This is a genomic window from Paenibacillus sp. FSL F4-0243 (genome assembly GCF_037963295.1).
Classification (GTDB): Bacteria; Bacillota; Bacilli; order Paenibacillales; family Paenibacillaceae; genus Paenibacillus_AQ.
On record NZ_CP150151.1, the window covers coordinates 6106165 to 6126528 of the forward strand.

At 46.2% G+C, this 20364-nt stretch carries 18 protein-coding genes; 3 read left to right on the forward strand and 15 right to left on the reverse strand.

All coding sequences use genetic code 11. The features are described 5' to 3' along the window. Positions 1–122 precede the first annotated feature (122 nt). The 5 genes from NSS87_RS27090 to deoC all read right to left on the reverse strand — a co-directional run bounded on the left by NSS87_RS27090 (position 123) and on the right by deoC (position 7788). The gene (locus tag NSS87_RS27090; protein WP_339243512.1) at positions 123–2087 is read right to left on the reverse strand and encodes a heavy metal translocating P-type ATPase; all 1965 of its coding nucleotides are present in this window, start codon (positions 2085–2087) and stop codon (positions 123–125) included. Between the two features lie 344 nt (positions 2088–2431). Beyond that, positions 2432–3571 carry a 3-dehydroquinate synthase gene (gene aroB / locus NSS87_RS27095; RefSeq protein ID WP_283909112.1) on the reverse strand — a complete coding sequence of 380 codons (1140 nt, stop codon included), beginning with the start codon at positions 3569–3571 and terminating at the stop codon, positions 2432–2434. Between the two features lie 648 nt (positions 3572–4219). Continuing rightward, positions 4220–5296 carry a hypothetical protein gene (locus NSS87_RS27100; protein WP_339243513.1) on the reverse strand — a complete coding sequence of 359 codons (1077 nt, stop codon included), beginning with the start codon at positions 5294–5296 and terminating at the stop codon, positions 4220–4222. A 209-nt stretch (positions 5297–5505) separates the two neighbouring features. Then, positions 5506–6798: a homocysteine synthase gene (locus NSS87_RS27105; RefSeq protein ID WP_042131076.1), complete on the reverse strand. Its 1293-nt coding sequence runs from the start codon at positions 6796–6798 to the stop codon at positions 5506–5508. A gap of 312 nt (positions 6799–7110) precedes the next feature. Next, on the reverse strand, positions 7111–7788 hold the full coding sequence (gene deoC, locus NSS87_RS27110; RefSeq protein WP_143759565.1) for a deoxyribose-phosphate aldolase: 678 nt from the start codon (positions 7786–7788) through the stop codon (positions 7111–7113). A gap of 322 nt (positions 7789–8110) precedes the next feature. Here deoC and NSS87_RS27115 point away from each other — a divergent pair, with 322 nt between their 5' ends. Both NSS87_RS27115 and NSS87_RS27120 read left to right on the forward strand, forming a co-directional pair. Continuing rightward, complete coding sequence (locus tag NSS87_RS27115) at positions 8111–8452, forward strand: hypothetical protein (protein ID WP_042191906.1); 342 nt, start codon at positions 8111–8113, stop codon at positions 8450–8452. Positions 8453–8462: 10 nt separating this feature from the next. Then, positions 8463–9455 (forward strand): 3-oxoacyl-ACP synthase III family protein, encoded by a 993-nt coding sequence (locus NSS87_RS27120; protein WP_042191908.1) that lies wholly within the window; start codon positions 8463–8465, stop codon positions 9453–9455. Between the two features lie 96 nt (positions 9456–9551). On the opposite strand, the gene NSS87_RS27125 is transcribed toward NSS87_RS27120, so the two are convergent. The 6 genes from NSS87_RS27125 to NSS87_RS27150 form a co-directional block, all read right to left on the reverse strand. After that, positions 9552–10385 carry a prohibitin family protein gene (locus tag NSS87_RS27125; RefSeq protein WP_042191910.1) on the reverse strand — a complete coding sequence of 278 codons (834 nt, stop codon included), beginning with the start codon at positions 10383–10385 and terminating at the stop codon, positions 9552–9554. A gap of 105 nt (positions 10386–10490) precedes the next feature. Further along, positions 10491–11264, reverse strand: a complete 774-nt coding sequence (locus NSS87_RS27130; RefSeq protein ID WP_042191912.1) for a hypothetical protein — start codon at positions 11262–11264, stop codon at positions 10491–10493. A gap of 189 nt (positions 11265–11453) precedes the next feature. Beyond that, positions 11454–12452, reverse strand: coding sequence for an LLM class flavin-dependent oxidoreductase (locus NSS87_RS27135; RefSeq protein ID WP_042191914.1), 999 nt, complete (start codon positions 12450–12452; stop codon positions 11454–11456). A gap of 21 nt (positions 12453–12473) precedes the next feature. Further along, the gene (locus NSS87_RS27140) at positions 12474–12956 is read right to left on the reverse strand and encodes an Rrf2 family transcriptional regulator (protein ID WP_042191916.1); all 483 of its coding nucleotides are present in this window, start codon (positions 12954–12956) and stop codon (positions 12474–12476) included. Between the two features lie 187 nt (positions 12957–13143). Then, positions 13144–14520 (reverse strand): SulP family inorganic anion transporter, encoded by a 1377-nt coding sequence (locus NSS87_RS27145; protein ID WP_339248679.1) that lies wholly within the window; start codon positions 14518–14520, stop codon positions 13144–13146. A 258-nt stretch (positions 14521–14778) separates the two neighbouring features. After that, positions 14779–15855 carry a bifunctional 3-deoxy-7-phosphoheptulonate synthase/chorismate mutase gene (locus tag NSS87_RS27150; RefSeq protein ID WP_042191920.1) on the reverse strand — a complete coding sequence of 359 codons (1077 nt, stop codon included), beginning with the start codon at positions 15853–15855 and terminating at the stop codon, positions 14779–14781. A 680-nt stretch (positions 15856–16535) separates the two neighbouring features. On the opposite strand from NSS87_RS27150, the gene NSS87_RS27155 reads away from it, so the two are divergent. Further along, positions 16536–17081 carry a glutathione peroxidase gene (locus tag NSS87_RS27155; protein WP_042191922.1) on the forward strand — a complete coding sequence of 182 codons (546 nt, stop codon included), beginning with the start codon at positions 16536–16538 and terminating at the stop codon, positions 17079–17081. Positions 17082–17116: 35 nt separating this feature from the next. On the opposite strand, the gene NSS87_RS27160 is transcribed toward NSS87_RS27155, so the two are convergent. From NSS87_RS27160 to NSS87_RS27175, 4 genes are read right to left on the reverse strand one after another with little or no spacing between them, the layout of a single operon-like run. After that, positions 17117–17248 (reverse strand): hypothetical protein, encoded by a 132-nt coding sequence (locus tag NSS87_RS27160; RefSeq protein WP_339243514.1) that lies wholly within the window; start codon positions 17246–17248, stop codon positions 17117–17119. Between the two features lie 37 nt (positions 17249–17285). Continuing rightward, positions 17286–17627, reverse strand: a complete 342-nt coding sequence (locus NSS87_RS27165; RefSeq protein WP_076285502.1) for a 4Fe-4S binding protein — start codon at positions 17625–17627, stop codon at positions 17286–17288. Then, complete coding sequence (locus NSS87_RS27170; protein WP_339243515.1) at positions 17624–19234, reverse strand: FAD-binding protein; 1611 nt, start codon at positions 19232–19234, stop codon at positions 17624–17626. The genes NSS87_RS27165 and NSS87_RS27170 overlap by 4 nt, the downstream gene beginning before the upstream one ends. Positions 19235–19273: 39 nt before the next feature. Then, positions 19274–20332 (reverse strand): ABC transporter substrate-binding protein, encoded by a 1059-nt coding sequence (locus NSS87_RS27175; protein ID WP_339243516.1) that lies wholly within the window; start codon positions 20330–20332, stop codon positions 19274–19276. Positions 20333–20364: the final 32 nt, after the last annotated feature.

The following is a 20364-nucleotide window of genomic DNA, read 5'->3' on the forward strand; positions in this document are numbered from 1 at the left end:
TCGCTTCTTATTTAAAATAATTATAATGTAGTGTTAATTATGATAACTGAAAGCAAATATGTCAATATGCCAGACTCCCAAGTTCCGAAACTATTTTGTGAACAATTTAATTTTAAAAAATATTATCGCAATAATCTTAGTCCATTTAGAATCACTAATATCGTACTGCCTTCATGCCCTATCACGCCAAAAGGAAGTGCGATCCCTTGCACAAAGTTGCTGAGCATAAGCACTGCAATCACAGTCACAGCAAAAATCATATTTTGCTTCACAATACGCTGCGAACGACGCGCCAATGATATGGTTGAAGCGATCTCTTCTATATTATCATTCATAAGCACTACATCGGCTATTTCAAGTGCTGCGCCGCTTCCTTTCATACCCATCCCCATGCCTACGGTTGCTGTCGCCAAAGCAGGTGCATCATTCACACCATCACCAACCATAACAACGTGACCATACTTTTCACGTAGTGCTTTGATATGCTTCACTTTATCCTCCGGTAATAGATCGGCAAATACCATATCCACTCCAGTTGTACCTGCAATAACCTGAGCTGTAGCGTCACGGTCACCCGTAAGCATTGCCACCTTAATCCCAAGCTCCTGCAGCTTCCGTACTGCGGCTTCTGCTTGTGGGCGAACCGTATCCTGTAAAGCAATCATTCCGGCAATTTGCTCGCCGTCCAGAATGATGGAGACGGTCTTCCCTTCTTCAGCCAACTGCTGCCGCTTAAGTTTCCAATGCTCTAGTTCAGGATTCATAGCAGATGGAGTCAGCTCATCGAGCAAATTAGACTTCCCTATTCTCCAGAGATGTCCGTCGATTTGACCTTCAATCCCCCAGCCTGTGATGGTCTTACTGTCTTCTACTCCCTGTAGCGCTAAACCTTCCTCTTCCGCTTTACGCACAATCGCTTCCGCCAGTGGATGACGGGACATATGCTCAATGGATGCGCTAACCGTTAGCAACTCTTGCCGACTGTAGCCTTCACCTGCAATAAAATCAGTTACCTGAGGAGTTCCCTCTGTAAGTGTCCCTGTCTTATCGAATGCTACAACCGTTGTGCGTGCCATATTTTCCAGATGGACCCCGCCTTTAAACAGAACCCCTTTTCGCGCACTTTTGGAGATGGCTGACAACATCGCTGGCATAATGGAAGAGACCAGAGCGCAAGGTGATGCTACTACTAGAAAGACCATCGCTTTATAGAAGGTTGCGCTCCAGCTCCAGTCCAGCAAAAACGGTGGAAGAATAATCAATGCCACTGTCGAGGCTACGACAACCCGTGCATAGATGGCTTCTAGTCTTTTAATAAAACGCTGCGAGTTAGGAACTTCCGTCTCTGCCTCTTCTACCATTTTGATGATTTTAGCAAAAAGGGTGTTCTCAGCTGCTTTCGTTACCTCAATATAAAGGGGGCCTTCTCCATTCACAGTGCCTGCAAAAACTTCACTACCGGCACATTTCTCTACAGGAACCGATTCTCCCGTAATGGAAGCCTGATCTACTGCCGATTCCCCCCGATATACCTTGCCGTCTGCCGGAATTAAATCTCCCGGGCGCACAAGCAGCAGATCTCCGATCACCAACTGGTCAATATTAACCTCATTCATACTTCCTTTTTCAATGCGCATAGCCGTAGCCGGTTTGAGTGCCATCAGCGAGGAAATATCCTTTTTACTACGTTCCATCGTATAACTCTCTAATGCTCCACTGAGTGCAAAAATGAAAATAAGCATAGCACCTTCATTCCAGTATCCAATGGAAGCTGCGCCTAGTGCGGCTGCAATCATTAATAGGTTAACATCGAGATCTCGTTCTTTGACGAGCGTTTCTACGCCTTCCTTTGCCTTGTTCCAGCCACCAATCGTATAAGAAATGACATAGAGCGCTATGGAAAGAATTTCTGACCATCCACTAACTGACCAAGCAAAAAGCATAAGCAGTCCGCTGCCAAGTGCAGCCTGCATTTCAGAATTGCTGAGCATGGCACGCGGATCGAACCGGCGCTTTGGAGCGCCTGGCTTCTTCATGCTGCCAGAGATAGATGACTGCTTGGGTAAATGTTTTGATGTTGCTTGCATAATAATCGCCGTCCTTTAAAGTTTTGTGGAGTTTTACTTCATTGACTCTTCTTCGCAACAAAACTTGCTTCGTGAGCATACGCTTTGTTTTGTGGAGTTTTACTTCTGCCAAGTGAGAATGAGAGCCATTATTAAGACCCCTAAAATGACACATGCTGCCCCGGCTTAGCCGGGACAGCATGATTGAAAACTATAGGTAGTGAGAATGATAATCATTGTTGCAATAGTACAACTATATTTCCTTAGTGCAACTTATATTTTAATCATACCACTATGAATGAAAAAGTAAAGCCTATCTATTCGGTTAACCGCCATAAATTTCTGAATATGAGTTAGTTGCCTGCTTAGTGGCGAATTTTATCTAAAAGTTCTATTAGGACATGCTCCTCAACTGGAGTTGAATAAGAACCATCTTCAAAACGTTTCATCGAGCCGATTCCCTCTTGGAATACAAATCGTATCCGCCCTTTACGTACTTTTTTATCTGTGTACATCTTATCGATTAGCATTCTGTCTGTAATAGTTGCTGGGATTTCAGTGGGTAGGCCCGCCTTCTGTAGCAATGCAATTACACGCTGGACTTGGTCCGAAGTTACATATCCCAAGCGCTCTGCTAACTGCACCTGAATCGAAAGTCCAATCGCTATGGCCTCGCCATGTAACAATTCATAACCACTTAAAGCCTCCAACGCTCGTCCTGCGGTATGCCCCAGATTTAGAACCTGACGCAGGTTACTCTCTAGCTCGTCCTTCTCTACTACATCATATTTGATCTCACAATTATGAAGTGCAATCTGTTCGCAAACCTCTCGATCTAATACCAATTCACCTTCCGCGGTGACTACTTTGTCCATATTTCGCTCTAAAAACTCGAAAAATCCCGCATCGGCGATACAGGCATGTTTGATCGTTTCAGCCAAGCCACTACGGAACTCACGAACCGGAAGTGTTCTCCAAGTGACTAAGTCGATATATACCTTTTTAGGTTGATGAAATACACCGATTAGATTGGTAGCGACCGGTGTATTTACGCCTGTTTTTCCGCCAATGGATGCATCTGCTGCCGCTAATAGGGTAGTTGCATAGTTCAAACTCGGCACTCCCCGGCCAAATGTCCCTGCCAGAAAACCTGCCAAATCTGTTACCGCCCCGCCTCCAATCGCAATAATACAGCTATCTCGGCCATAAGAACGACTTAAAAGCTGATCCTCCAACTGCGCCTTCGTTTCACGGGTTTTGGAAATTTCTCCAGCTGGGAAAGAAAACAGCTCTGCACGAAAACCGTTCTGAATCAACTGTTCCAGCAAGGCTTGTCCATATAGCGCTTCAACTTTGGAATCCGTAATAATCGCGAATTTGCTAACATTCTCTACGATTCCTCGTTTTAAGTCCTCTATTAATGAGTTAAATAATCTTTCACCGATCTCAATGTCGTAAGAATGATCAACAACCTTCTTCAGGGCAACTCTAAAATTTGCGGACATGTACAGCGCCTCTTTTCAGTAGGATGCTAATAGATTCGAGCTGCCAATTCGATTATCCTTTTTATGTAAAATGAATGAGGGTCTGAAAGTTCAGGTCGCGGGACAGCCCTACTCGATCTACATTTAGTTTCATTTGAATAGATAAGATCTACTTGGACGTAGCAGCTAGCGGATACAAGTATATTGTTTAAGCGGAGAGTTTGCGAAAGAGCCGTTGCGGACTGAGCGGACCTTAAACGCAGCTTTTCCCAAATTTGGATTGTAACTGACCCCATTGCAGCTATTGGTCTGAAAAACACCAAATATGAGCCTCTTTCTATTGAATAATGTCTCTGGAGTCCGAAACTGTGCTCAAAAAGCATAAAATATGCAAATAAGGTCATCTGAGTCCGTGAGCCTCAGCTGAAGCGAATGATGTTTACACAGTTGAAGCAGGTAGTCAAAACGGGCATAACGGAGGAGCATTGATTCTCTAATAACTAGTACAGTGATCATTCAATAACGAGGAGCATTGACCCTTTAATAATAAAGAGCAGTGATTCTCCGATAATGGGAGAATCACTGCTCTTTTTTTATCGATTCTAAATGAAACGAATCGTTTGATTTAGAAGAGAAAGCGGCTTATGAGACAGCCGCTTCGTTGTTGTCCTACTGCCTTCCACCGGCGGCAGTATCCAATGTTTCCTGCTGCCTGGCGATCCAGATCAGACAGGCTGCTCTAAGCAGCGCTTCGGTCCGCTGACCTGCGCTGCAAAAGATCCCGCTGAGGCCGATCTGATACAGATCGGCCAAAGCCGACGCCGCCGGAGTCCCCGCGGCGAGAACTACCGCCGCCGGCTTCACGCTCCGCACGGCGGCAAGGATCTCCCCCGCCGCCAAGGTGAAGCCCTCTGCGGCGGCCCCTTCCGGCGCGAGCTCGCTCGCCGCGCCGTCGAGCACTAGGAAATCGGCGATGCGCGCGATTTCCGCGGCGGCGGAGGGCTCCACATCGGGCGCGATCAGCGCCCCGATGCGGCACGCCGCCGCATAAGCGTGGCCGAGTGTCTGATCGGCCACGACCTCGATGAATTCGCGCTTTGCGGCGAATTCGGCTCCGCTTGCGGTGTAGGCGACCAGCAGGTCAAGGCGGCAATCGCCGCCTTGACGCTGGCTCTCCGCCACCGCAGTAAAAAGCGCTTCGAGCTGCGCGTCCTGAAGCGCGGCGAGCTTTGCGGGCTGCGCCGCAAGCTCCTCTGGATGCAGCAGGGTGACTGCTGCCCATTCACCATCCGGTGATTCCAGCAGAGCTGTGGTGGCTGCTTGCAATCGGTAATAGATCCGCTGCAGCATTCGATTAGCCTGCAGCTCATCCTCACTGGATAACCAATGCTCATAAAGACAAAACAGTTCAGGTTCAAGCAGCCATTCCTCACTTCGTATCAGACAAGGACCGGCTTGAACGGACCTTGCGCCTTCCCGTGTAATCGGACGCTCTTCTCGTTCTTCACGTCCTTCACGCAATACTAAGAAGGCCGACTGTTCCCCTGGCCGCTTAAAATATGAACGGTTCAAAGGTTCTACAACATCCTTCTGCTCTACTCCGTTGATAAATTCTGCGGCAGCGGAGGCAACGGATCCGGCTTGGCTCATTTCCATCCCAACAGCCCGATCACCGGCCTTATACATGAACTTGAACGGGCGCTCTTCACTACTCCGAAAACCATCCTGCTGACGTTCACCCTTCATCTTCGCACCCACCCTTTATCTTTGGATTGCTGCCGGTACGCCTAGTAAATAAACATCATGCCACCGACATCTTATTACCACACTTATAAATACGGGAACCTCCCATGAAATATGCAAGCGTTGCCAAATCATATGAATAATTTGCCTTATTAAATCACAAAAAAGGCATCGCCACATAGCAGCAGATGCCTTCCTTGAACTTCATTGTTCTATTGTTGACTTGCGGCAATGGCCTGTTCCAGATCATAAATAATATCATCAATAGATTCCGTACCAATCGATAAGCGGAGTAATTCCGGAGTTACTCCCGCTGTGGTTTGCTCTTCATCCGACAGCTGTGCATGTGTTGTGCTTGCAGGGTGGATAATCAATGACTTGGAGTCACCGACATTCGCCAAATGCGAGAACAGCTTCACATTTTCAATCAGCTTGCGTCCCGCAGCACTTCCACCTTTAATACCGAAGGTAAGGATCGCGCCTTGACCTTTAGGTAAATACTTTTGCGCTAATTCATGAGATGGATGAGTAGGAAGTCCAGAATAACTTACCCATTCTACATCTGCGTGTGCCTCCAAATATTGCGCAACCTTTAGTGCATTCTGGCTGTGACGTTCCATCCGCAAATGGAGTGTCTCGAGCCCTTGCAACAGCATCCAAGAGTTAAATGGTGAAATAGAAGCACCTAAATCGCGAAGTAATTGAACACGGGCTTTGATAATATAAGCAATCGGTCCAACAGCTTCCGTATAAACAACGCCATGATAACTTGGATCAGGCTCTGTAAGTCCTGGGAACTTACCGCTTGCCTTCCAATCGAACTTACCACCGTCTACAATAATTCCACCGATAGATGTACCATGCCCGCCGATGAATTTAGTTGCCGAATGAACAACGATGTCAGCTCCATGCTCAATCGGACGCAGTAAATATGGGCTTGGGAACGTATTATCCACAATAAGAGGAATTCCATGTTCGTGTGCGATCGCTGCAACGGCTTCAATATCTAGTACATTCCCCTGTGGGTTACCAATAGTTTCTGCATACAAAGCTTTGGTTTTATCATTAATCGCAGCACGGAAGTTCTCTGGATTATCCGAATCCACAAAATGCACCTTAATGCCAAGCTTAGGCAGCGTTGTAGAAAAAAGATTATAAGTTCCACCGTATAGGCTTGCCGCAGATACAATTTCATCCCCAGCGCCCGCAATATTTAGAATGGAGAAAGAAATAGCCGCTGCCCCGGAAGCTGTAGCAAGTGCACCTGCTCCACCTTCTAGTGCTGCCAAACGCTGTTCAAATACATCTGTAGTCGGATTCATCAGCCGAGTGTAAATATTACCGAATTCTTTGAGCGCAAACAGATCCGCTGCATGATCAGCATCACGGAATCCATAAGACGTGGTCTGATAAAGCGGTACAGCACGTGCGAAAGTAGTTGGATCAATTTCCTGGCCTGCATGAACAGTCAAAGTTTCAAATGACAGCTTACGGTCTTCTGACATAGGTATTTCCTCCCTTTATAAATATGAATAGAAATCTTTAACAAATAATAATTGTACCCATTCTCTCATAAACGACATCATTTGAAAAGAAAAAAATCTTATTATTCCGGTGCGAATTATTATATTTTGATTTATTCGAAGGAAAGCATGTCCGATGAACATCAGATAACGCTTTCAATAAAAATTTTTAAGCCGAAGAAACATGTATAACAATATGTACCTGACACAGAACATCTACGCAATAAAAAATAGAATAGCGGCGGATAAAGCTTATCCACCTCATCTCACCGCTACTATTTTACTTATCTTCTTTTAGTAATTGCTTTGGCTTGTTTCACCCTTAGCAATAGCTACACCGCCGCTGGTACCAATACGGCTTGCACCAGCTTGTACCATTACATGTGCATCTTCTGCACTACGAACACCACCGGAAGCCTTCACACCCACATTAGGTCCAACCGTTGCACGCATCAGCGCGATATCTTCCTTCGTTGCCCCACCTGTAGAGAATCCTGTGGATGTTTTTACGAAGTCTGCTCCAGCTTCAACAGAAAGCTTGCAGGCACGAACCTTTTCTTCTTCCGTTAATAAACAGGTCTCGATAATGACCTTAGTCAGTGCTTTGCCGCGAGCTGCGTCTACAACTGCTGCAATATCACGTTTAACCAACTCATTGTTACCATCTTTCAGCGCTCCGATGTTGATGACCATATCCACTTCACCTGCACCATTAGCGATAGCATTGGTAGTCTCAAATGCTTTGGTCTCTGTTGTCGAGGATCCGAGCGGGAAGCCGATAACTGTGCAGACTTTAACCTCAGGCGTATCCTTCAACACTTCATGGGCAGTAGCTACCCAAGCAGGGTTTACGCAGACTGAAGCAAACTTATATGCTTTTGCTTCCTCTGCCAATTTAACGATATCTTCTTTCCGTGCATCAGCTTTAAGCAGTGTATGATCAATGATCCGCGATAGTGTAATTTCGCTCATTTTTGTCATTCCTCCATGATTTGGATAGTGAATTTTTTTCATCTCTGTAATCATACCAATAGAACTCTGCTTTGCAAAGTCGACTGGACGATCAGACCCACCCTAACCTCGATTAACTCATATAAATACACTTAGAGAAGGTCATTATTTACTAAATTATCTTTTCAAGTTAATTTTATACCTTCTTGTATTTTTTAAAATATAAAGGATAATCCCCCTAAACTTTCCCATTAAAAAATACGATAATATCTATATAAATGGGTTTTTTAGCCTATTTATTTAAATTTTTCTTTCATCATATTTAGGAGGAGATCGATTTAAAATGGGAAACTTTAATTTCACCTCAAACGCTGCAGCCCAAAAACTGAATGTACAAGTAGAAGGTTCTATGTCACCGGAGGACGCCGGGCGCTTCATTCAGGAGTACAACCAAATCGTAAGTACATTTGACCCAGCACAATATGAGATCATTTTAGATTGCAAGACATTAAACGTATCCTCGCCCGACACTCTTCCTATGCTTGAGCAATGCTACATACTGTATAAAGAATCAGGTTTTAAAAAAGTAACCTTCATTATTGCCAAAAGCCCTGTCCTAAAAATGCAGCTAAGCCGAGTAGCCCGGGCAACAAAATTAGAAAATTACGAAATTATTGAAGCATAGGAGGTTTCATTTGGGACATATAACCATCCGACAAGCCGCTTATTACCATCCGGAACATGTCGTATCTAATGATTATTATCTGGAGCATTTCCAGAGTATGGGCAAGGACATTAAGCGATTCCTAGAAGTCATGGGTCGTGACCGGAGATACATCGTAAACGATAAGGATGAAAATGCCCTAACGATGGGACTCAAGGCCGCCCAAAAAGCGCTACAAGAAGCCAATTTACAAGGTGAAGATATGGATATGATCATGTTCGCTTCACAGACACCGGAATATACCTATCCTACCAACGCACTTCTGCTGCACCACATGCTACATGGTAAACATCGGACCATTACGCAAGATTCCAATGCCAACTGTGCAGGAATGGTGTCTGCTGTAGAGCAGACAAGTCGTTATATGCAAGCTAATCCTAGTATCCGGTACGCACTCGTCGTGGGAAGCGACTATAGCTCAGTGCACTGCAATACGGATGATGAAATTACTTACCCTAACTTCGGGGATGCCGCAGCAGCTGTCATTCTGGAACGAAGTGGCGAGCAATCAGGCTTCATTGACTCCCTTTATTACACTGATTCTGAGGGATCTGAGAATATTATGTTCCCTGCTTGCGGTTTATCGAATATTTATCACGAGGACATTACACCTGAGCAAATTCGGATACGCTGGACACCCTTTGACGGTACTGTTTGTGTAAATGCGGCGGTTGCAGACATGAAAGAGCTTCTCTCAAGAAACGGCCTGACTACAGATGATATATCTGCCTTCTGCCTTTCACAATTCTCTCTCAAAAATATCGAACTCATCCAAGAGGGGCTTGGACTTACTGATGAGAAATTCATCTATGTAGGCGACGAGTTCGGGTATACGGCTACAAGCAGTCCTTTTATCGCCTTTCAACGCGGAGTCGAAGACGGACGAATCAAACGTGGCGATTATGTCTTCTTCTGGTCGGTTGGTGCTGGTTGGCAAATTCCTACAATGCTTTATCAATATTAATAGCATAAAAAGCCCTACTTCTATAGAAGTAGGGCTTCCCCATCAGAGGAGCAGATATTAGCAATTTGTGAAATAAATCAGAAATCCAATAATGAATTATTTAGTCAGAGATTGAACATCCACAAATGGAGTGGCTCCCCCTGTTACAGATGGCAGTACGCCGTTCCATTTTTCCAGCGCTTTCTCCTGAACCTCTATTTGCTTCAGCTGCACCAGCTCAGGTGTAACCTCTTGCTTCTTAAGTCTTAAAGATTCGGCTTCGGCTTGCGCCTGGGCGATCTTTTGCTTCGCTTCAATCTCAATCCGCCGGAGATCATTTTCGGCCTTCAGCGCCTGCTGCTGCGCGACCTGCTTCGCTTCAATCGACTGATTGAACGCCTCCGAGAATTTAAAGTTAACAATGTTAATGTCGTTGACGATCAGATCATATTTTGCCAGCCTAGCGGTTAAATGCTCACTGATCTCACTCGACACTACATCTCGGCGTGTAATCAAATCCTCTGCTGGATATTTGGCTGTCACTTCTTTAACGATTTCTTGAATGGCCGGATTGATAATTACATTATCAAAATTACCTCCGATATTGTTCATCAGATTAAAGGCGGAAGCCTTATTTACGGAATAGTTCACCGCCACATGTGTGGATACGGGCTGAAGATCTTTTGAAGAGGCTGAAGTATCGGTCTCCGCTTTCGTTACCTGCGTATTGACTTGAATCACCGTCTGAATAAACGGAACTTTAAAATGAATGCCAGGTGACAACGTATTGTCATTTAATTTACCAAAGGTTTTGTACAAACCTACATGCCCATATTCCACAGATACAAAAGAGTTCGCGCCAATCAACAATACAATGAGCACCGCTGCAACACCGCTAACTATTTTCCCCGGTCGCAGCTGTTTCAATTTCGGATTCATTTGCATATTCATCCAATACCCCTCCTAGATTATGGATAATCATTTAAGCTTAATCGTCTATACGGAGGTTCGAGGGAATTGGTCGCAGGAAATATTTCAGCAGCAGTAGTCATGGCATTACCGCTCTTGGATCAGTCCTTCTAGGGTCAACCGGAATCTTTTGCTCTGCTTGTCCCCGATATTAAAAGCTTCATATATTCCTTCATACGTTAGCACCACGGAGTCCGCCTTCAAAGCATCATTAACGTAAGTTACCTCGGCGTGATCAACATTCCAGCGGTAAATGTAGGCACTCATCGGATTTCCATGCGCGGCTACACCCTCAATAGATCCATCCCCATCAACATCCAGCTCATTGGAATGTCCGGTATCTATCTGCAGCAATCCCGAGGGGTTACCACTCTCGTCGATTAAATAATAGTTAGTGAGCGAATTATTCGCTCCTAGTCCACCGGTGATTTTCAGCACCTTTTCGCTAAAAATCCCCACCACTTCTACCTTGATATCCTCCGGCTGACGATAATTATAAGTTCCTATCGCCCCTAGACTGTATTGTCCTTTGGAAGTAGAAATTTTGGCATACACGTAGTCTTCGTCACTAACCATCGTATACACTTTCACTTTGACTCCTCCGAAATTATTCAGCTTCTTCTCTGTAATCAAAGTAGCGCCTGTAGGTGGAGCACTTAGTTGAGAGACTACGGGGATTGTATCCACCAGCATCCACTCCAGCTTAATGAGGTTAGCAGAGGTGTCTGTTGGCTTCGGTCTTGATGTGTGGTAGTCGTTAGCCGATTGAAGGGGGGTTGGGTCAACCTGATGTTGGCAACCTGCCAGCAGATTCATTAGAAGCAAAGCTGTCAGCGTAACGGATTTATGTAAAGGAAACATCTCTTATTCACTTCCTATCCTCTTTTTAAAATTAAATCTTTCAGTAATCATAGATGAAGTTAGAATTTCAAATGTTACTTTTAGGGGGCGGGAGGGTTAATTTATTGTCTTTTGAGGGTATGCATCGATCAAAAAGCTAAATTGGGCATACAAAAAACCCGCATCAAATGCGGGTTTGAGAAGAAAGAATCAAGAACCTAGCAGTTCACGCGCCAGTAGTCGGTAAACCTCTAGACGTTTCTCCTGCGAATGCGGAATGCTGCATATCATCGCTTCCTGGAAACCATATTGAGCTTGTTCTTCTTGCAAGCGTACGGCGATGTCTTTGACCGCACCAACCAAATGAATCTTACGGCTTTCCTTGATTGACATCCGGTCAATTTCCGATAACGATATGTTCTGAGCTTCTTCTGGTGTCAGCACCTGAGTAATTCTGCCCTTGCTCATCATCAACCGAAAAATATCCTGCGGTAATGCCTCATACTCAGCTTCTTCCTTCGTTTCTGCTGTGGTTACCATATAGGATACACTAATCTCAGGTTTGTCCATGAAGATAGAAGGCTGGTAGTTATTCCGATATTCATCCAAAATCTCATTACTCATCGCACCATTAAAAAATTGCGCAAAGGAGTATCCGACTCCCATCTGTGCTGCTTTTCGCGCACTGTTGCCGCTCGAGCCTAACAACCACACTTCAGGGAGCGCCACCTTCGTTGGAGCGGCAAGATTTTTGGCATACAACTCACTTTCCGGAATCTGATCACTAAGCAACTGCATAGTAATGCCAAGCTTATCATACATGTTATGCAGCATTAACTCGCGGCCTTCAGACAGAGCGTACATAGCACTTGTATCGCCACCAGGAGCTCGTCCCACACCGAAATCTATTCTCCCCGGGGTAAAAGCACTTAACGTTTTAAATACTTCCGCCAGCTTAAGCGGAGAATAATGCATCATCATAACACCGCCGGTGCCGATTCGAATACGGTTGGTCTTAGCGGCTAAACGGGCTGCCGTTACTTCCGGAGCTGAGCTAGCAAATGTATTTCCGCCATGGTGCTCTGCCATCCACATTCTGCTATATCCCAACTCATCTGCTAAAATAGCTAGTTCTTCTGCTTTATTCAGAGCACCTTCCGCTGTGTTACCACTTGTCACGGGTGCCTGATCCAATACGCTTAATCTCATGCGAATACATCCCTTCTTTGGTTAGATGACCATTTTATTGCTGATCCATTCCTCTAAGGCTGCAATCTTATCTTTAAAGCGCTCACCACGCATTTCCTCCGACAACGAAGCAATAGTTTCCCGCTTTAATACAGCTTTCCAAGAGGATTCAGCTTCTTCCATCAGATTGGTTAACAGGCAGCAGCTATCTTCTTTCTCTAAATCCAACATGTCTACCAGAATACCATTGGATGAATACAGCGACTGCTGTCCTTCCACCGCAAGGTAAACGTCATATACACGAATATCTTCAGGTCTCTTCTTTAATTTAAAGCCACCTTTAATGCCGGGAACAGACGTGATGATGTCTGCGGTTACCAGCTTTCTTAACAGTTTCTGAAAATAGGTCGCCGATGCTCCGAGCTGCTGGCTAATCGCTTCTCCAGACAACACCGCTTTGTCCGGCAGCATGTTAAGCAGAACCAGTGCATACACTGACTGTTCCACCCCTGTTTTCATATGCATGTACAGCACCTCGATCTACATAAATTGCTTAATATAAACTGTAGACTATACCACCGCGTATAAAGCGGATAAACATTATCCACTTTATACTTTATATCAGTTTGCACCAAAAGTAAAACCCTGCTCGTCTTCTCTTACAGTTAATATCTGCTATAAAAAAAAGATCGCGCATATAGCGCAATCTTTTTCATATGGATAGTCCCACCCGCTGAACCAGCTGTGAGCTCTGATCATTAAGTCCGGTAATGGTGACTTTTTTGCCACGCACGGCGTATTTGCTCATCGTCTTCGCTATGGCATGAACTGCGGATTGGTCCCACACATGGGAATGTGAAAAATCGATAATAATATGATCGGGATCGCTATCGTAGGCGAATTCATGAATGAAGTGGCTTGTCGTGCCGAAGAACAGCTGGCCGGTAACCGCATATGTTTTGGAAGAGGCAGCTTCCTGAACTGTTAGGCGGATCGAAGCTATTTTCCAAGCAAACGTTAAAGCACTTAGCAGAACCCCAAACAAAACGCCAATAGAAAGATTGTCTGTAGCCACCACGGTGACCACCGTCACAATCATAACCAACGCATCGCTAAGCGGAACACGGGTTAGAGATTTAAGCGAGCCCCATTCAAAGGTGCTGATACAGACCATTATCATTACGCCAACGAGCGCGCCCATCGGAATCTGCTTAACCACATCGCCAAGTACGATAATTAGGAACAATAAAAAGATCCCTGATACAAACGTGGACAGACGCGTGCGTCCTCCTGACTTCATGTTAACCATTGACTGGCCAATCATCGCACAGCCTGCCATCCCTCCGAAAAAACCAGTGACTACATTCGCCAGCCCCTGTCCCTTCGCCTCTCTGTTCTTATCACTACCTGTGCCCGTAATATCGTCTATTAAGGTGGCAGTCATCAGGGATTCCAATAACCCAACTACGGCCAGCGAGAGTGAATATGGCAAAATAATAAGCAGCGTATCCAGCGTGAACGGGATCTGCGGTAAATGGAATAGTGGCAAAGTTGCTGTAATATTCCCCATATCCCCTACGGTTCTTACGTCCAGATGAAGAGCGATGCTAAGAATAGAAACGATAACAATCGCTACAAGCGCTGAGGGTACGGCTTTGGTAAACCGAGGAACCGTATAGATAATAAGCAATGTCAGAGCTACCAGTCCATACATCACCCAGCCTTGTCCCTTAAAATGGGTAAGCTGCGCCATGAAAATCAGTATCGCCAGCGCGTTGACAAACCCCGTCATGACCGGCTGTGGCAAAAAAGTGATGAATCGGCCCAGCTTTAGCATCCCTATCAATATCTGAAACACACCAGCCAGTACAGTTGCCGCGAACAGATACTCTATTCCATGCTCTAGTACGAGACTTCCGACTAATAGGGCCATAGCCCCTGTAGCCGCCGAGATCATTCCGGGTCTGCCTCCGGCAAGTGCGGTTACAATTGCAATACAAAAAGAGGCATATAAACCAACCATCGGACTTACTCCCGCCAAGATCGAAAAAGCGATCGCTTCAGGAATCAGTGCAACGGCTACGGTCATCCCCGATAAAATATCGGTTCGAGTGTTAGAAAACCACCCATTATTTAAGGTAAGCTGCTCCAAAATCTAATTTCCTCCTGTGACTAATAAGGTATATAGGCCTTTTCAAAAAGACCCGGGGCCGGTGCAACGCTAATGTTCCTTATTGTACTCGACCCGCCTTCACCTTCACAAAAAGATTAGATAGACTTGTAAGCGCTTATTCACCTCATTTTCTAGCCAATCCTTGAAATATCATTCAAATTCTATATTTCTAGATTACCGGTATAGTCCGGAAGCTTTCACTTCATTAAAGAAGTTGTTGAACTCATCAATATTCAGCTGCTGCGCAGCATCGGACAACGCAGTTGCAGGATCAGGATGAACCTCGACCATAATACCATCGGCCCCGGCTGCGAGTGCGGCTTTTGCACAAGGGATAAGAATATCTTTGCGTCCTGTGGAGTGAGTAACATCGACCAATACTGGCAGATGGCATTCCTGCTTAAGAATAGGCACTGCTGAGATATCGAGCGTGTTGCGGGTCGCTTTTTCATACGTACGAATTCCGCGTTCAATCAACATGATTTGTGTATTACCACGAGACATGATGTATTCCGCTGCATGTATGAATTCATCGAGCGTAGCAGCCAATCCGCGTTTCAGCAGCACAGGCTTATTGACTTCTCCGACCGCTTTAAGCAGCTCAAAATTATGCATGTTCCGTGCACCGATCTGGATGATATCTACATAATCTAAGGACTCTTCAATATGTCTTGGATCTACAATTTCACTGATGGTCAGCAGACCATAATCATTTGCTGCTTCACGTAATATTCTTAGGCCGTCCATACCTAGACCTTGGAAATCATAAGGAGAAGTCCGCGGCTTGAAGGCACCTCCACGCATAACACGTACACCAGCTTTTTGCAGTGCTGCAGCTACGGTGCGGGTCTGTAGTTCACTTTCCACAGAGCAAGGTCCAGCTACCATCAGTGAAGAAGAACCGCCAACAGTAACATCTCCCGGCAGAACAATCACAGTGTCTTCTTTGTGACTCTTACGCGCTACTAGTAAAGTTTTTTTATGTTCATCGGATTGTAAGTCCAGAGATGCTGAAAAAATTTGTTTGAAGAGGCTGCGGATGGTTCCGTTAGTGAAAGGTCCTTTGTTGCTCGCTACGAGCTGATCCAGCATTTTCTTTTCACGTTCTGGATCGAATTTAGGCACACCTTGCTTTTCTTTAACTACTCCAATCTCCTGCACAATTTTAGCCCGCTCGGAGATCAGCTCCAGTAATTGCCCATTAATTTCATCCAGACGACCTCTAAGAACATCCAATTCTACGTTACTCATTACCCTTCCACTCCCTCTTCTTATTTATAATTTGAAACGCAAAAAGGCCCCCCGTCGCAAGGGACGAGGAGCCGTGGTACCACCCTTATTTAGAATTAACCCTTAAACTAGCACAAAGGAATAGAAAATCGGATTCCCTCGACTAAAGATTAACTCTATCTTAAACCCGGTAACGCGGGGCGCGGGCCTCCCTACTCATACCTGTCACGACCTGTGACAAACTACTTCAGGGGCCGACTCGGAAGTGAACTTCGGCATTAATCGTCTCATGAGGGTGCTCTCAGTCTCCGGCACGCCTTCCCTGTTAAGATCCGCTATAATGCTTACTCTCTTCGTCATAGTCTTATTTATGTCAGCGCGTCTTTTGCGCTGGTTTCTGCTATCTTAATCAAAAAATGTTTCCGATGCAAGATAATAATGGAACGCTGAGTAGCTTTAACGCAATAAAATCATATGAGATACAATTATTCTTATAACAACTCGCTAGAATAGGCTTTGAAGTATGAAATAACCCATACCCATACTATTCTGCCACTGCTTAAAAGGTTCCAATCCCTTTCTATGTATGAAGTTGACAGCGATATTTTGATTGTTTACAATTAAATCATTGAAAATATTTCCTGTTCTTATTCACTGGCAGCTTTAGCGTTGACAATACATAACTGAAGGGATGTAGCAGCATGAGCATTTATCCATATACAGCACGCAGTATTCGAGGAAAAGAGATCGAACTAGAGGAATACAAAGGTAAAGTACTTTTGATTGTGAATACAGCAAGTAAGTGTGGGTTTACCCACCAATACTCCGACCTGCAAAAGCTCTATGAGCGATACGAAGATCGCGGCTTCCAAATTCTCGGTTTCCCTTCCAATCAGTTTGGGGAACAGGAGCCTGGCAGCAATGAAGAAGTGAATGTATTTTGCCAAATCAATTACGGCGTTACGTTCCCTCTCTTTGAGAAGGTTGAAGTAAAGGGCGAAAATAAACATCCCCTCTTCACTCACCTTACTGAGCAGGCTGGATTTGAAGGTTTCGACATGAACCATTCTTCAGGAAAGCTGCTTCAAAGCATGCTTGAGAGCAAAGATCCGGAAGCACTGAACAATGACGAAATCAAATGGAACTTTACTAAATTTCTAATTGATCGCGAAGGCAATGTAATTACAAGATTCGAATCTACTGTGGATCCGCTGGATATTGAGCCAGCGATCGAAGCACTGCTATAGTTTTTTTAGATATATACCGAACTAATGATATCAACTTAAAGCACAGTAGTCACTGCGGTGAATAATTGGACTTCCGGCCGCTGTTGTCCCCAGATTTCTTGATTTCCACCGCTCTTCGCGGTGGAAATCCCGGGACAAAGACCTACATAGATTGAATTTCTATACAACAATAAGCCGCCCAGACTCCAACTCTGGGCGGCTTTTTCACGTACGGTACTGCTCGGTAAACACTTCAAAATAAGGGGTGGTATCCCTTTCAGCCATTGAGCCATTAGCGCCCGGTCCCCAGCCGATCTCAGCCCGCCAGCTCCCTAGCAACCCAGTCTGGATTAGCGCCTCCTCATTTACACCGATAAGCTGATCTGCCTGTGGTGCTACATAAAGTGCATCTACAGGGCAATAAGCTTCACACATAAAACAAGTCTGGCAATCTTCCTGACGCGCAATAACCGGAATCTTCCCCTGCATTTCGAATACGTTTGTCGGACATACTTTCGTACACAGTTTACAACCCACGCAGCGTTCCACGCTGATTAGTTCAATCATATCGCCTGCCCCTCCTTTAGTAGATTCAGTTCATGAGCATGGGGCACAGCCTCGGTACCGATGCTTATTTGCTCTATACCGGATACAATCAGCCGGTGGGTTTGACGCGGATCAAGCTCCGGATATTCCGCGAGCTTTTGCAGGCCGCGCGTCTCCTTCCGGGCCAGCGCGGCAGTGTACATCCATCGGCCGACCGCGAGCATAGCCGCGGCTTCACGTGCTTGCACGATGCCCTGTACGGTGGCGGGAACGCGCCCGTTCAACAAGGGCATCAAGGCATTCAGCCGCTTCAAGGCTGAAGAAATGCCCGGCTCGCTGCGGAAATAATTAATCTGCAGCGGTAAGATTTCACGCTGGATCGCCGCGACTAGCGGCTTCACCTCCAGCGTTTCCGAGGTGTCGGTGCCAGCCGCCAAACCGTAGCGTCCCGCTGCGGTCAGATTGCGGCTGTTCGCCTGCCCTCGGCAGGACCGCGCATGCTGCGCGGCTCCCTGGCCTGCCCAGCTTCCGCTGCATATGGCCCAGGAAGCGTTATAAGCCCCGCCGCCGGAGATGGCGCCGGTCACTTTCTCGCGAGATGCGGCATCTCCTGCCGCATAGAGTCCGGGCACGGTCGTCCGGCAGTCCGTGCCCGTAAGGCGCAGACCACCAGTGCCGCGCATCGTGCCCTCATAGCGCAGGGTAAGCGGGAATTTCTGCTTAAACGCATCAATTCCCGCACGCTCCAGCGGCATAAAGAAAATTGGATGCGCTTTTCGCAGAAAATCCTGTTTCTCCGCTGTATCTGCCAGATCGAGCGAAGCATAAACCGGCCCCTTGAGCATCATTTCAGGGATGCTGCCAAAGGTCCGATCCCCTTTATGCAGCGGATGACCGTCCGCATCATAAAGCGTTGCCCAAGCTAGCATACGGCCACGTGTTACAGTTCCATCTGCAAAGCTCGGAGCGTATTGGCGGCTGAATTCCATGCCTGACAAATCGGCTCCCACCTCAGCGGACATCAACAGCCCTTCTCCTGTCAGTACGTTGCAGCCAAGACCTTTGCTGAGAAAAGCACAGCCTCCGGTTGCCATCACAACGGCATTGGCCTTCACTTCCCAAGACTCCCCTGTCAGACGGTTGATCCCACGCGCCCCGCCAACCCCATGTTCATCATGAAGAAGCTCTAGCGCTGGCGACTGGTCGAGGATCACGACCCCCGCTTTGCGGACAACTCTTCGCATAATCCGCATGTACTCTGGTCCATGCAGATGTGTACGCAGTGAGTTACCTTCATCATCCTTCGGAAAAGGATAACCCCACTGCTCGACTAGAGCCAGATTCTGCTCTACCTGATCCAGCACGCGGTGAATCCAAGCATTCTCCGACAGATATCCACCAGATTTTAGTCTGGATTGAACCGCCTGCTCACGCAGCTCGGCAATTGGAGGGATAACGAGCAGCGTTGTACCGCCCGGAGCAGTGGCGCCGCTTGTGCCCAAGTAGCCCTTATCGGCCAAGACTACCTTTGCACCTTGCGACGCTGCACTCCATGCCGCCCAAGCTCCTGCGGGACCTCCGCCAAGCACGAGCACATCCACTGTCATTTCCTTCTTAAGCTGCGACATATCTTTTCCTCCCAAGCATTTGCGCTTTCCAAGCAATTGTTATTTCAGCTGCCAATCGCTAATATTGAAGTCTTTTTTCGCTAATTTTTCTTCGACAAGGAAGTTCTTGGTACCCTCCAGTAGCTTGGTTCCTTCGTCAGTGAACGCGGTATCTTTGATATCACTAATTGGATTTACTTGCTTCGCCAGCTCTGGCGTTGTATCTCCGATTTCAGCCAAAAATTGATAATATTCATCCTCGTGTTGTTTCAAATCCGCCAAGGCTTTCTCACGGGCTTCGTTCCACGCCTTCGGAAAGTCAGGGAATTTCGCCAGATAGTCCTCGGACACGACAGTTGCACTAGTGCCGAGCAAGTTCGGATGCTTCGAGGCATCGTCTAAGTGAGTGTAACCTTGGTCAATTAACTTCAGCGCAGGTACACCCAAATTAGTCGTAGCATCTACATCTCCACGGGCCAAAGCTGCGGTAGCATCCGGAATGAGCATATGCACGAGTTTATAGTCAGTTACGCCTTCCTCCTGAAGTAACCCAACCACATAGCGGTGCATGAAAGAGCCTTTTTGAATGGCAATAGTCTTCCCTTGCAGATCCTTCACCGTCTTTGGTCCATCCTTCTTACCGATTAGATAACCGATAGTGTTGGCTGAGGATTGTGAAATCAGACGTGTCTTGGCGCCAGAAGCATAAGCAATAATAGCAGGTGTATCCCCAAGGCTGCCGATATCTAATCGACCACTAATTAAGGATTCTGTCTGATCAGGACCGTTTGGAAAGCCCGTAAGCTTCACTTCAGTAATGCCATATTTCTTCAACTCTTCTTGAATGATCCCTTTATAAAAGCCCCAGCCCTCCGCGCCACCTGGCACATTCAGCTTATTAGAGCCTATAAAACCAAAGTTCAGTACCGCTGGAACGTTACTTTCGGCTTTGCCTCCAGATTTCTCTGTACTAGAGCCGCCGGATGCAGATGCTCCATTTCCTCCAGCGTTATTTCCGCAAGCCTGAAGAACCAGCATAACCATCATAATCGTAGTTAAAAGTGCAAATCGTATCCTTTTAGAACGTTTCCCTTGAATCTCTCTGTACGCTGGTTTCATTTCTTTCTCCCCCTAGATTTATGTTATTTATC